Origin of the sequence: Enterococcus gallinarum, from assembly GCF_021496385.1 — a bacterium.
Taxonomy (GTDB): Bacteria; Bacillota; Bacilli; order Lactobacillales; family Enterococcaceae; genus Enterococcus_D; species Enterococcus_D gallinarum.
In genome coordinates this window covers 1,067,681-1,082,297 of record NZ_CP050816.1, presented here as the reverse complement: position 1 = coordinate 1,082,297, position 14,617 = coordinate 1,067,681, and the positions used below count along the sequence as shown (strand labels likewise).

11 protein-coding genes are annotated in these 14,617 nt (G+C 39.1%); 1 reads left to right on the top strand and 10 read right to left on the bottom strand.

Annotated elements, in window-relative coordinates:
* Positions 1-3 precede the first annotated feature (3 nt).
* From HED61_RS05235 to HED61_RS05205, 7 genes are read right to left on the bottom strand one after another with little or no spacing between them, the layout of a single operon-like run.
* Positions 4-1,449, bottom strand: coding sequence for an alpha-N-arabinofuranosidase (locus HED61_RS05235; protein ID WP_021150527.1), 1,446 nt, complete (start codon positions 1,447-1,449; stop codon positions 4-6).
* Between the two features lie 10 nt (positions 1,450-1,459).
* Positions 1,460-3,082, bottom strand: a complete 1,623-nt coding sequence (locus HED61_RS05230) for a glycoside hydrolase family 43 protein (RefSeq protein WP_003128233.1) — start codon at positions 3,080-3,082, stop codon at positions 1,460-1,462.
* 14 nt (positions 3,083-3,096) lie between these two features.
* On the bottom strand, positions 3,097-4,053 hold the full coding sequence (locus tag HED61_RS05225) for a glycoside hydrolase family 43 protein (RefSeq protein WP_021150528.1): 957 nt from the start codon (positions 4,051-4,053) through the stop codon (positions 3,097-3,099).
* Positions 4,054-4,068: 15 nt separating this feature from the next.
* On the bottom strand, positions 4,069-4,485 hold the full coding sequence (locus tag HED61_RS05220) for a hypothetical protein (protein WP_021150529.1): 417 nt from the start codon (positions 4,483-4,485) through the stop codon (positions 4,069-4,071).
* Between the two features lie 8 nt (positions 4,486-4,493).
* Entirely contained in the window at positions 4,494-5,345 is an 852-nt protein-coding gene (locus tag HED61_RS05215; RefSeq protein WP_003128230.1) for a carbohydrate ABC transporter permease, read from the bottom strand.
* A gap of 12 nt (positions 5,346-5,357) precedes the next feature.
* Positions 5,358-6,248: a carbohydrate ABC transporter permease gene (locus HED61_RS05210; protein ID WP_171917874.1), complete on the bottom strand. Its 891-nt coding sequence runs from the start codon at positions 6,246-6,248 to the stop codon at positions 5,358-5,360.
* Between the two features lie 44 nt (positions 6,249-6,292).
* Complete coding sequence (locus HED61_RS05205) at positions 6,293-7,543, bottom strand: extracellular solute-binding protein (protein WP_003128228.1); 1,251 nt, start codon at positions 7,541-7,543, stop codon at positions 6,293-6,295.
* 317 nt (positions 7,544-7,860) lie between these two features.
* On the opposite strand from HED61_RS05205, the gene HED61_RS05200 reads away from it, so the two are divergent.
* Entirely contained in the window at positions 7,861-8,751 is an 891-nt protein-coding gene (locus HED61_RS05200) for an ArsR/SmtB family transcription factor (protein ID WP_003128227.1), read from the top strand.
* Positions 8,752-8,889: 138 nt separating this feature from the next.
* On the opposite strand, the gene HED61_RS05195 is transcribed toward HED61_RS05200, so the two are convergent.
* The 3 genes from HED61_RS05195 to HED61_RS05185 form a co-directional block, all read right to left on the bottom strand.
* Positions 8,890-10,713, bottom strand: coding sequence for an APC family permease (locus tag HED61_RS05195; RefSeq protein ID WP_003128226.1), 1,824 nt, complete (start codon positions 10,711-10,713; stop codon positions 8,890-8,892).
* Between the two features lie 221 nt (positions 10,714-10,934).
* Entirely contained in the window at positions 10,935-13,640 is a 2,706-nt protein-coding gene (locus tag HED61_RS05190) for a YhgE/Pip domain-containing protein (protein WP_003128224.1), read from the bottom strand.
* 272 nt (positions 13,641-13,912) lie between these two features.
* Positions 13,913-14,590, bottom strand: coding sequence for an HAD family hydrolase (locus tag HED61_RS05185; protein WP_219645197.1), 678 nt, complete (start codon positions 14,588-14,590; stop codon positions 13,913-13,915).
* Positions 14,591-14,617 lie beyond the last annotated feature (27 nt).

The window sequence follows — 14,617 nt, the reverse complement described above, 5'->3', positions numbered from 1 at the left end:
GAATTACACCGCCAAAGATATTGTCAATACACTCATAGCGGGTATATTGATCGTTAATTGGCTATTATTTGTTGTGTAGTCTTCAAATGATTGGATCACTACGTCTTCCGGATGATCAAAATCATTGTGTGCATTCATTTTATCCCCCACAATATAGCAAGCTTCTTTGATTCCTTGAATGGCAGTTTCAAAGTCAAAACTAATTGCTTCCGAGCCAGATACTGCGAAATTGCAGATCGACAGGTGGAGGGTATCTGCTTGTTTCGAGACCGTGTAGGTGATCGTTTCACTTGCTGCTCCATGACTCTCGATGCGTTCGGCATCTTGATGGACTTTGTACAAATCAAATACATGATAGCTTGGTGTTTTGACCATCTTTTCGCCATCAGTCAAAATCATTGCCTGCAAAACATTCACTGTCTGGGCAATGTTTGCCATGTGCACTCGTTCTGCATGCTTATGAAAAATGTTTAAGGTGATAGCAGCTACCATTGCATCACGAATCGTGTTTTGCTGATATAAGAATCCTGGATTCGTTCCGGGTTCAGCAGAAAACCAAGTTCCCCACTCATCAACAATGATGCCCACCCGTTTTTCAGGATCATATTGATCCATGATCGCACTGTGACGCGTAATCAATTCATCCATATGCGCAGCTTTTTGACAGGTAATAATCCATTCTGCTTCATCGAATGCTAACGCACTACCTTTTTTCTCCCACCCTTGGGGATGGACATAATAATGTAAGCTCAATCCATCCATCAGCCAATGGGCATTCTTCATCAACGTTTCTGTCCAGTGGTAGTCATCAACATTTGCTCCGCCAGCCACTTTGTATATTTTTTGATCACCGTATTGACGAACGTAAGTCTGATACCGACGATAAAGATCAGCATAATATTCTGGACGCATATTTCCACCGCAGCCCCAATTTTCATTTCCTACACCGAAAAATTTCATGCTCCAAGCTTCTTCATGACCATTTTCTCGACGCCAATCTGCCATTGGAGAAATTCCGTTCATTGTAATGTACTCGACCCATTCAGACATTTCTTGGACTGTCCCACTGCCGACATTTCCATTGACATATGCTTCACATTCCAGTTGTTTGACCAATTCAAAGAATTCATGTGTCCCAAAATGATTATTTTCAGTCACACCCCCCCAGTGAGTATTGACGATCGTTTTTCGATTTTCTTTTGGTCCAATACCGTCTTTCCAATGGTATTCATCGGCAAAACAGCCACCTGGCCAGCGTAAAACTGGAATCTTGATATTCTTCAAAGCTTCCACAACATCCGTACGCATCCCATTCTTGTTTGGAATAGGAGAATCTTCTCCTACGTATAATCCTTCATAGATACAACGGCCGAGATGTTCTGAAAAGTGTCCGTAAATATATTTGCTGATCGTTGTTCCTGATTTTGTATTTAGAATTTTGATTGTCATTGTTATACTCCTATTCTTTGATTCCCCAAATGGACTCATTATTATCGCCAATCGTTGAGAACGTTAATTTTTGCTGTTCGAATTCTGTTATATCCTGAGTTAATAAGGTCCCTTTGAAGGTAGTATCTGCGAAGGTCATTGTGATGTGTCCGGCATCGTATGTCCAAGTCCCGGTCAGCTCTCCAGTGATGTTTCCATCTTTTTGAAGCTCGATCATTTGTGTTTTTAGCATGGTCGTTCCATTATCGGTGCCATGGTTAATAATTTCATAGCGTCCGATAATTTCATCTGCTGTCAAAGCATCTGCTACTTGTTCATTGCCTCGATACTCATAGGGTGCTGGAACTGGCCAGCCCTCCTCATTCATATACATTCTGTTGACTCGCACTTCATGGGCTTCGGTTCCATTGTTAAAGCGCGTATGATACACCAAGGACCACTGACCATTCTCATCGATGATCGCCGAATTGTGTCCTGCCGCTCGATACCCCATTTGTTGAAACGAGAATTGGTAGTTGCCAATCAATTTGATACCATAGTTTGAATTTTGCTCTCCTTGTTCCAAAATTGGACTATTTCCTTGAGCATCGAGGTAAGGTCCTTCAGGTTTTTCCGCGCGAAAGAGTCGCATATTGTAACCACCTTTTGCTGCTAAACCACCGTAAGTGACGAATAAGTAATAATAATCGGTTTTCTCATCATAAACAATATAAGGACCTTCTCCTGATTGGTGATAGCCGCCAAAAAGCTTGATTCCGAAATAACGATCAATGATACGACCGTCTTCCGTCGTGCTATCTTTCCCAGGATACATTGGTTTTCCAGTGGCTGGATCAACTTCTAATAAGAAGATACCGCCAGACCAAGAACCATAGGTCATCCATAGTTTTCCCTCTTCATCATAAAACAAAGCTGGATCAATGGCGTTTGGCGCATAATCGGTGTTATATGTCAGACCATCTTCGATCGCCCAGTTTTCGCTGAAACCGCTGATTTTTCTCTCTTTGATCAATTTCGCCAAACGGGTATTTTGATAGTTAGTATTGCGCTCACTACCATCTGTCGAATCTTTTTCTGTAAAGCCAGAATAGATTACAGTATCCGCATAACTATAGGGACCTTCAATCGTTTTAGCTACAGCTAATCCAATCGCTGAACGGCGCCAAGTAGAACTTGCGGAATAGTACAACATATAGGCCCCTTTATCACCATTTGACCATTCATAATCAGCATTCCAAATGACATCTGGTGCCCAAAGGCTGTAACCACCTTGTGAATTGGCATCATCGTAGCCTGCCCATTCAAAAGTTTCAGCTAGATTTTCTTTTGTGTTACCATAGATCGTATTGTCTTCCATTGATTCATATTCGTAAGTGAAAGGTACTTCCCAAGTTTGTAAATCTGCGGTTTTCGCCTGAGCGAGATGCGAACCAAATACGTAAAACAGCTCTTGGTCACCAACATGAATAGAAGTAATCGATGGGTCATGAATCGACACTCGATTTTTTGTCGTTGTTTCCCACTCCTTTTGTGAAAGTTGCTCAGCGGCGTCTCCTGTTTGACAGCCAGCAAGAAAAAAACTAGTAAAAAAAACGGACATGGTTAAACAGAGCATTTTTCTTTTTGTATTCATTTTTTTCCTCTCTTTTATCCTTTGACTGCACCGGGTTCACCAAAATCTGGTAGTCCACTTTTATCCCAAGTAAACGGTTGGACATACGCATGTCGATTGGGATTTTCTAAAGGATTACTATAATCATTTATTTCTGGTCTTGCATGATACACTAAGATCTCTTGTTTCCCTTCCTCATCGACTGTAAAGGAGTTATGTCCTGGTCCGTAGAGGGAATTTTGTTCCGAACTCGAAAAAACCGGTTCCTTCAACTTATGCCAAGAATATCCATTCAATAGATCACTATCCTCATCTGCCCACAACAGTCCCATCACATAGTTTTCATCCGTCGCACTTGCTGAATAAGTAATGATCACTTTTCCATTCCTAATCAAGGCAGCAGGTGCTTCGTTTACTTTGAAGCCGATTTTTTCCCATTCATAATAAGGAATACTCAGAAGAATCTGCTTTCCTTTCAAAGTCCAAGGATTTTCCATCTCTGATAAGTAAAGATTAGAATTGCCTGGAATATTTGGATCCGCTTGTGCCCAGACATAATACAATCGGTTCCTGTGTTCAAATACCGTAGCATCTAAGCTGAAACTTTCAAATTGCGTCTTGATCTGCCCTTTTTCTACCCACTCACCTTCAAAGGGATCTTCATTCGCATTTTCGATCGCAAACATCCGATGATGATGCTGATCATTTCTGACTTCTCCATGATCTGCAGCAGCAAAATAGATGTACCATTTTCCCTGAATAAAATGGATCTCTGGCGCCCAAATCAGCTCACTCATGGGGCCTTCGGCATGAGCCGTCCAGATGACTTTTACTTCACCGTCAGCCAGTCCTTTTAAGGTTTTCGCACGTCTTAATTCGATTTCCTGATATCCTGGTTTTGATCCAGTGAAATAATAATATCCATCGGTATGCTTGTATATCCATGGATCTGCTCGTTCTAATACAATTGGTTCCAAATAATTTTCTGCCATAAATTCTACACCTTCTTAAAAATATCCATCTTCAGTTTTTAACGTTCTTAAGGCTTTATTTTTTGATATATACAAAATAGTTGCGAGTAAATAGAATACAATACCGATGACATCATAGATGACTAAATGAATGATGACACAGGCAATCATCCATCTCATAGTTCCTTTATTGATTTGTTTATCTCTCATATTTTTAGCGTTGATCCAACTGATCACACCCATTAAGATAGTCGCTAAAGCAACGATCATGACTACTTTTGAGATCATACCTACAAGGCTTGATTGCAAATATTCATACTGATTTTTATTTTGAAAAGCAGCGATGCCTTGTTCTTCAAACCAAGGATAATAGCCAAACATCGTAACTAACCCAATCAACACATCCCAGACAGCACTGACCCGTAATAAATTTCTTTCTATTTTTCTGTTCATAAGTTTCACTATCCCTTTATTCCCGCATTTAAGTTCATAGATTCAATGAAATATTTTTGGGCAAATAAAAACAGCAGTACTGTTGGAATAATGGCGATCAATGCTGATCCCATTAACTGTCCAATCATTCGATAATTGCCATAAATGTCTTGTAGTAATAGCAAACCGGCTGTGATCGGCATTTTACTGACATCCGTATACACGATCACCGGCCATAAGAAATCATTCCAAGAACCAGTGAAAGAAAAGAGTCCAGCAACGATCAGAACAGGTTTGATCAACGGAACGATGATCTCAGAAAAAATCGTAAATTCATCTGCACCATCCATTCTTGCCGACTCGTCAAATTCCAGCGGGATGCCTTTCATAAACTGTCGCACAAGAAAAATATTCCCCATCCCTGCTAATCCCGGAATGATCATAGCAAGTGATGAATTGACCCAACCAAATGTTTCGATAATTTTGTAGGAAGGAATCAAATTAACTACTCCAGGGAACATAGAAATCCCCATTAGAATATAAAAGATACGGTCTCGGTATTTGAAACGCATTCTGCCATAGCCATAAGCTGTTACAGAAACAACAATTACCACTAAGATAGTATGAGTAACGGCAATAAAAAGAGAATTCCACAGCCATTGCATGATTGGTGCAGTAGAAGTATTAGCCAAGATTGCTACATAATTATCTAAAATCCAGTTAACTGGCAATAGTCGAAATCCAGTAGACACGATTTCAGTTTGGGAACGAAAAGAAGTTGCAAAACTAAAAATCAATGGAATTACCCAGATAATACATAAAGTGATTAAAAATAAATATGCGACTAGCATACTAGGTATATGTTTCTTTTGTGTATTCATCTTTTTGCCCCCTTAAGTATTGTTTTTATCTAATAGAAAATATTGAAATACAGATACACACATAATAATTAGTCCTAATATGACAGCCATTGCTGAAGCCATCCCTGCAATTGATTCCCCTTGACTAAATGCTAATGAACGAATGTACATCATTAATACAGTAGTACTTCGATTTGGTCCACCGCCAGTCATCATCAGCGGTTGCGCAAAAACATTGAATGCACCGGCAGTTGTCATAACAATTGTATATAGAAGAGGAAAACGAATAGATGGCAATGTTACATTAAAGAATTTTTGAACTGGTCCGGCACCATCGATTTCAGCAGCCTCATATAAATCTTCATTTACTCCTGCCAGAGCCGAGCGATAAATGATCATATTCCCACCAATCGCTCCCCATATACTGACAACAAATATCAAGATCCAAGCATATGGCTGTTTAGAAGCCCATGAAAAATCATATCCAAAAATATTATTTACAGCGCCTAATCTCGAGTGAAAAATTAGTGACCATATCAGAGATCCCGCTGATACTGAAATAAGACCTGGAATATATAGAATTGCTTGAAAAAGACCTTTCATTTTCACTTTTTTATGTTGTAGAGCCGCTGCAATCATCAAAGGAATAATGATCTGTAAGGGAACCATGATCAAAACGAAAATAAAAGTATTTTTCAAACCATTCCAAAATTGAGTGTAAAACGTGGAAGAACTATCAAATAATAATGTCTTATAGTTGTTTAGACCTATCCAAACAGGATCAGAAATCAAATTCCACTGAGTAAATGAAGCATAAACACCATAGAGCGTTGGAATACATACAAAAATAATAAAGAGAACCATATGCGGTCCAATAAATGCAATTGAAGCCCAATTAATGTTCTTTTTTTTCATTCCTTTCATTCCCTTCAAAAAATCCGAAAGGGGATAATTTTATCCCCTTTAATTTATTTCGCCACTTCCGCAATTTTGTCTTCTACATACTGCTGCATCGTAGCTAAACCTTCATCTAAATCTAGTTCACCATAAGCAATATCTGTACAATAGACATCTAGTGCTTCTAAAACATAAGAGAAATAAACATAGTCAAAGATATATAGTGTGTCTTCTTCTTCTGGTGTTGATGTAAAGAAAGATTGTGGATATTTTTTATAATCATCGCTTTCTAAAACATCTTTACTGGCAACGATTTGTCCAGCTTTAGCCCATTCAATCGAGTTAGTACGAACAAACTCCAAGAATTTTGCGATAACTTCCTTTTTTTCTTCTGTTCTAGACTCACTCTTCAGCATGCCAAACATATGAGAAGCTGCTCGGTTGGTTGCGATGTCATCTGAAGTCGAATAAATATTTGTTACACCCCAATTTAGCCCATCAACGGCATCGTGAGCGGTGGAAGTCCAAGTACCATCTGTTGATAAGAGTACGTTTCCGCCTTGGAACATCAAATAGCCATCTTCTCCATAAGGAGTCATTAAACCTGCATCTGTTAACGCTTTTATTTTTTCCAATGCTTCTTTCATTTCCGGCGTATTCACCGTCGGGTTCCCAGCATCGTCAGAAATCGCGCCGCCTAAGTTACGGATTTGTGCTAAGATAACCCAAGAAAGCAAAGCATTATTAACAACATAATCGCCTTCATCCATTTTTCCTGCTAAAGACATCATTTCATCAAACGTCACGATGTTGTCGTCTAACCAAGAAGTGACATTGTATTTTTCTAAAAGATCTTGATTGTAATACATTGCACTGGCATGGATATCTAATGGGATCGTATATTGAGTATCGCCGATTTTTCCTGCATCCCAAGCAGTATCTAAATAATTGCTCTCTTCTAACTCTGGTTGATACGAAATCAAAGGCTCAACTGTATCAAGAATGCCTGAATTAACAAACTCCTCAACTTTATAAGAATGCATTAGTGTCAAATCAGGGATACCATTTTTAGAGCTAACAACTGTACTTAATTTTGTATACATATCCGAAGTAATCACATGATTTATTTTGTAATCTGAATCAGATTGTTCATTAAATTCATCTACAATCTTATCCATATAGGCACCGTCATCACCAGTGAGTGGGGACCAAAAATTGATTGTATATTTTTCTTTTTCTAAAGCGCGGTACCTGTTAAACCCAACGAGAGCAACTGCAACTACTGCAACCAATGCGCCAATAATAATAAGTTTCTTTTTCATGATTTACCCTCTTTCATTGAAATTGAATTGTAATCTTTGAAGCCAATAGCCCTATCCTCCTCGTCAACACTAGTTAAACAATCATGTATAATTTAATTACTTATATTCAGCGTTTGCAAACACTTTCAATTTACAACTAAATAATAACTTTATTTGTAATCGCTGTCAACAATATTTTAATTAAACAACTCTAAATAATATATCTATTAATTAATATATATATTAATAGTAACTACTATAAATAATACTATTTACACAAATTAACAAATATGTTAACATTCAAGTAAATCATTTATAACTATAATGGGGGTGAAATAATGCAATTAGAAATCAATCAAGAAGCATTGCCCGTCTATGAGGCGTTAGCTAGTAATGTACGGATCAAAATCATTCAACTACTTGCAAGAAACAAAATGAATGTGAAAGAAATCGCACAAGAATTAGGATTAAGCAGTGCTATCGTCACGATGCATATCAAAAAACTAGAAGAAGCAAAAATTATCAAGACAGAACGTGTCGGTCAGCGAAAGATATCTAGTCTGAGAGTCGATCATATCGATATCAATTTTCCAGAAAAAATCTTTAATGCATTCGATACGAGAGAAACGTCAATTCCAATTGGTCATTATACAAATTATTCGGTTGAACCCACTTGTGGATTAGCCACGCTTGCTGGTTTTATCGGTCCAGTAGATGAACCTAAATTTTTTATGGACCCCAATCGAATGGATGCTCGCATCCTCTGGTTTACGAAAGGGTTTGTTGAGTACCAGTCACCTAATTTTCTTTCTCTAGATGAGAAACTAGAGATGATGGAGATTTCCATGGAGATTTCTTCTGAATTCCCTTTTTCTAATAATAATTGGCCGTCTGACATTACCTTTAGCTTAAATGGCATCGAGCTTGGAACTTGGACAAGTCCCGGTGACTTCGCCGATATTCGCGGCAAGTATACGCCAGATTGGTATCCTGATAACTTAAATCAATATGGGTTATTGAAGACGATTCGAATCATGGATCATGGGACTTATATGGAAGGAGAACCTTTATCAGACGTCACGATCAAGGATATTCCTGCTTATGAAGATACTTGGCATTTAAGAGTCGAGGTAAAAGAAGAGGCTGAAAATATGGGCGGTTGTACATTGTTTGGCAAAGGGTTTGGAAATTACGATCAAGACATCAAAATCAAAATGTTTTACAGCTAAACGTTTTTAGGAATCACAGGCACACTCTCTCATCATTTTTGATGTGCGGTAAAAGATTCCTTCGCTGAAAATAAGACAAAAAAGACCATCTCGCTCGATATTAGAGTTAGATAGTCTTTTTTGATTATAAAACTTAATCTATTTCTTCAAATGATAACTGTAAGTTCCTACGACAATGTTTTCACGCCATGATAAACGGAATCTTAGACGCAGACTTGTTTGGTTGTGTAAAATATTTTGCCAGCGACGACGTGGCACGAACTGTGGAATGATAACTGTCGTCGTATAATTGTGTTTCGTTGCGTTTTTGCTGACTAGATCTACATAACGAATGATTGGATTTTCAATTGAACGATAAGAAGAATGCACTACAGAAAAACGGACATCCGGGAAATTTTGTTTGAACTCTTGTTCGATTTCTTTTTCCTTCTTGACATCTTCATCTAAAGATACGTGCATTGCAACTACATAATCTCCGATGGATTGTGCATAATTCAAAGCCCCGATATTTACACGGGTCACATTTCCTACTAATACAATAACGGTATTGCCATCATATTTGTGGAGTGCCACTTCTTTTTCCAAACGTAGCTGCTCAGCGACTTTCTTATAATGATCATGGATCTTATAAAAGACAAACAGTAGGATTGGCATGATGATAAAGAATGGCCAGATGTCACCTAGACGAAAAACAAACAAGATCGCAATGATCGCAAAAGAAATCAACGCTCCGACGATGTTGGCCAATGATTTCAAGAACCATCCTTTACCAGCTTTCTTCCATCGAACTACCATTCCTGTTTGTGAGAGCGCAAAGGGAATGAACACGCCAATCGAATAAAGTGGAATCAACCGTTCCGTCGATCCTTGGAAAATGAACAATAGAACGATCGAACCTGCTGCCAGCGTAATGATCCCATTAGAATAACCCAAGCGGTCTCCCCGATCTTGATACATATGAGGCATATACTTATCTTTCGCTAAGTTATAGGCTAACACTGGGAATGCGGAGAATCCAGTATTCGCTGCAACTGCTAAAATCAAAGCCGTTGCGAACTGCAGAACGTAATACATGAATCCGTGACCGAAGATCGCAGCTCCGATTTGCGAAAGGACCGTTACTTCTGCTTCTGGAACGATTCCATACCAATAGTTGATGAATGTAATCCCCACAAAGAAGAAACCTAGGATCGCAGCCATGATCGTCAATGTTGCAGCTGCATTTTTTGCTCGCGGCTTTTTGAAAAACGGCACGGCATTACTGATTGCTTCTACCCCTGTCAATGAAGAAGAACCAGAAGAAAAAGCGCGTAAGATCAATGCGACAGAAACCCCTGGCACAACAGCACCTGGTAAGGCTGTGGCATTTAATGGCTGTACCCCAGTGATAATATTAAATAATCCTACAAGAATCAAGATCGTGATCACAGCGATAAAGGTGTATACAGGAACCATCAAGAAACTCGCAGATTCTCGTAGCCCCCGTAAGTTCATCATCATGATCAGTAAAACAATAGTGATCGAGATACCCACCTGATGCCCATATAGAGCGGGTACGGCAGAAGTAATCGCTTCTGCCCCAGCCGATACCGAAACGGCAACAGTCAGCATGTAGTCGATCAATAAAGAGCCGCCAGCAATCAAACCTGCATTCTTGCCCAAATTCTCACTACTAACGACATACGCCCCACCACCATGAGGGTACGCATGAATGATTTGACGATAGGATAAGGTCAATGAAATCAACAAGATAATAACGAATGCGGCGATCGGTAGTGAATACCAGATAGCAGCAGCTGACAAAGCAACTAAGACAACAACGATTTGTTCGGTCCCATAAGCAATCGATGACAATGCATCCGAAGATAACAAAGCCAACGCGGCTTTCCTTGTCAATTTTTGTTCATCATTCTCCGCGGATTTCAATGGACGTCCGACCAACAAACGTTTCAAATATTCCACTTTCTTACACTCCTTTTTTCATGAAAAAGATCATAATTGCACATACAAAATTTCTTTGATAATTACTGAATTAACAAGACTGTATGCTACTCCTGAAACCGACAAAAGTCAATGAAAATGGCATGAAAAATTTGAACAAACTCCCTCTTCTTTTTATCAGAATTCGCAAGAAGATTCAAGAAAAGCAGATAGAACATCGTGCCCTATCTGCTCTTGATTTTTTAATGGAAAAAATGACTCTTTTTCGAGACATTATTTAGTTTCTTAGTTACATCTGTTAGATAAGGATAAGCCCATGTTCCTATGATGCCAAATACAATAAACAACAGTGACAAAATAATCAACTGAGGAATGGCGTTTGGCCAATAGATCCCGCCGGCTGATTCCCTTAACAGATTGACTGCATGGGTGAATGGTAACAGCGGATTAATAAATTGGAAAAATTTACCAGAGACTTGGATCGGATAATTTCCGCCCCCACCAGAAATCGATAGAACAAGGATAATGATCGCGATCCCTTTCCCGACATTGCCAAACAGTCCGGCTAAGACGTAGACGATCATCATAAATGCTAGTCCAACGAGTAATGCGAACAAGACGCTGTATACCGGATTATGAACATCTACTCCTAATAAGAATATATTTCCTAGTGTAACGATCAAGCTTTGCGCAATGGCCATAGTTAGGAAAGTCAGCATTCGAGCAACGAATGTTTCTCGTTGCGTAAAGCGTTCTTTATCTTTCTTCTCTAAATGATACTCTGTTGTAGCCACACTTGACAACAATAACGCCCCGACCCATAAACACAACGCTGTATAGAATGGAGTGCTGGCAGAACCATTGTTGGCAATCGGATAGATGTCATTTGTTTGCAATTCAACTGGTTGTTTGAAGAAATCCGCTTCTTTAGTTGCATCAAGCTTCAACAACTTGATGATCTCGCCTAGATCAACTTCACTTTCACCTTTGCGAATCGCATTGGCTGCCTTATGAATGCCTGTTTTGATATTTGGCCAATCATTATTGATCAAATCAACTGCCGCATTCAATGCTTTTTCTACATCTGGCAGTTTCTCATCAACCATGTTCATGGTCGAAGTGATTTCAGCTTTGATGGTTGGCCAGTCATTTTGTAAGAAACCAGCCGCAATCCCTAACTTATCTTCAACGATTGGCAGTTCATTGTTGTAAAGATCGGCCCCTTTGTTGATGGCTGCGACGATCTCATCCATGTGACCATTGAGCATCGTATTGGCATCATGCAACTCTTGCTTAATAGCAGGTAATTCTTTTTGATACTTTTCTAAGATACTGATAGCATTGCTGACCACATTTTTGGTTGATGCCAATAAAGACTTGAAGTCAATGGCTTGCGCTTTTTTCAATACATCTTGAGCTGTGGTGATGGTGGTGATCAATTTAGTCAACACATTGTCGATGGTATCGGTAATATTCGTCACATTAATGCCTTTTAAAAGATCCGTAACATTTTGTGCAGCAGTGTTGACTTCAGTTAAATAGTCGGTAATAGCCTCTGTATTCCCATTTTTGACCAATTCGCTTAAATGATCTAGCCGCGAAGAAAGATCCCCCAAGAGACTTTTTGCATTCGTCAATTGATTAATGATCCCTGATAAATCGGATGTGTTGCCTGAGTTTTGAAGATTCGTTAAGAAAGTAATCAAGCCATCCAGCGCTGCTTGTTGCCGTTGAATATTTTGTTGGAAATCACTGATGACCTTTTGGATGTTTTCCCGTTCTTGGTCGGTCAATTGATTGTCAGCAATTGCTTGTTTGATTGTATTCGTTAAGCTAACTGTCGTGGTAGCGACTTGACTGATGGAATCAATCGTTACTTGAACACTATTAGAAATACTTGGTAGCGCATCTTGTAACTGTTGGGCACCTTCTTTCGTCGCTGAGGCAAAGTCTGTTGCTTGGTCCCCTAATTGTTGGATTTCTGGCAATGCGGTTTGTACTTGATCAATGATTTGCAGTCCTTGTTTAGCTGTATCAATACCATCTGTCATTGTACTAGCAATAGAATCAAAATCATCATCGATCATTTTTAATTGCTTGCCGGCATTTTGGATCTCAGGGATCTTTTTCTGCAATGTCAGAATGACACTAGCTTGTTTTTTTAATTCTGGCAGCTTGTCATTCAATGCGATCAGTTTATCCCCCATTTCATCGACCTGAGGAATATAATCCGTAAATTCTTCGGCTTTGGCGATTTTGTCTTTGATTTCCGGGAACTTGTCATGCAAATCAACAATTTGCTTCGTGTAACTATCAATGGTGTCAAGATTGCCATCGGTCTCTAAAATCATATTTTTGACTTTATTGATACTAACTAGATTTGAATCAATATCATACCCGATTTCGTTGAACACTTTGACTAATGTAGAACTAGCAGTTTCAATAAAGTTCTTTGAGATCTGTTCTTGGAGACTGCTTGCTCCCTTGTCAGTAATCTTAGGTGCGATAGCATTGATTTTTTGGTTACTGTAGTATTCAATTTTCGGTTTAACGATCGTACCGCTGGTAAAACTGACCAGATCTTTTGAAAAATCAGCAGGCAAGTAAATTCCCGCGTAATATTTACCTGATTTGACCCCTTCCACTAATTCTTTTTTAGAATCTAGAAAATGCCAACCTAACTGTTTATTTTCATGTAAAGAGTCGATCACTTCATTCCCAATCGATAGCTCTTTCCCTTGGAATTCTGCGCCTTTATCCGCGCTGTAAACCGCAATGGGCAGTTCACTAGTGTTTCCATATGGATCCCATAATGCTTTGATATTGAACCACGCATAAAGCGAGGGCAAAATCATCAAAGCAATGATCAAAAAAGCGGAAATCGGATTACTAAAAATTCGTTTCCAGTCTAATTTGTATAAATAAAACACGTTTTTGATTTTGTTCATTTTCTTTCCCCCACTTTTCTTCGTCGAAGGATAATTTACCACGTTTTTTGTACGCCGCCAATGGGAATGATTCCCTTGATATCAGCCTTTTGACAAAAAGTACCATTTGTCAAAATGAAACCCCTTTACTTTTCGCGTAATTTCCCTTATTGTTAATCTTTTCTTTAACTTTAACACGACTGCTTTTGGCAGACGAACAATTTGTTTGCTAAAAGCAATCATAAAAAAAGCACCATTGACCGTTTCCCTTGATACGATCAATGGTGCCTGTTCTAGTTTGTTAACTGCTCAGTGGCCAATAGTTGATAAACGTACTCAAGAGAAGTCGTTTCGGCATAAAGGTTCAAACCTGCTTTTTCATCAGCTGAAAAATGATGAGTGAAACTTTGATCCGGTATCAACACCACTTGAATTCCTGCCCGAGTTGCCGCGGTAGCTCCTGGCAATGAGTCTTCCATAACTAAAGCTGATTCAGAGGTTCGTGCTGCTTTTTTCAATGTCAGCAAATAGGGAGCCGGATCTGGTTTGTGTGCTGGGACATCGTCACCAAATGTCTTGAAATCAAATGCATTCTGCAATTCAAAATGATCCAGTAGTTTTTCACCTCGAAAAGCCATCGAAGAAGTGGCTAATGCTGTCTTTAACCCTTTTTCTCGTGCCAGAGCCAATGTCTCACGAGCAAATGGTTTTGGCTGCAAGTTTCCATTGAGCAATTGGTCTTCAATGTACCCTTCTCGTTCTTGCCGAAATTCCTCCACACGTTGAAGACCACCAACTTTTTTCGCTAGTAAGGTTGCTGTCTGTTGCCAACTTTGCCCACGCCAAGCAACGATATCTGCTGATGTGATCGGTAGATGGTACTTTTCAAAAAGTGCCAACCAGCCTTCATGATAGATTCTTTCCGTATCTAGCAGCAATCCGTCCAAATCAAAAATCAATAATTCTTTCATAGACTCTTTACTCCTTCTCTCCTTCAT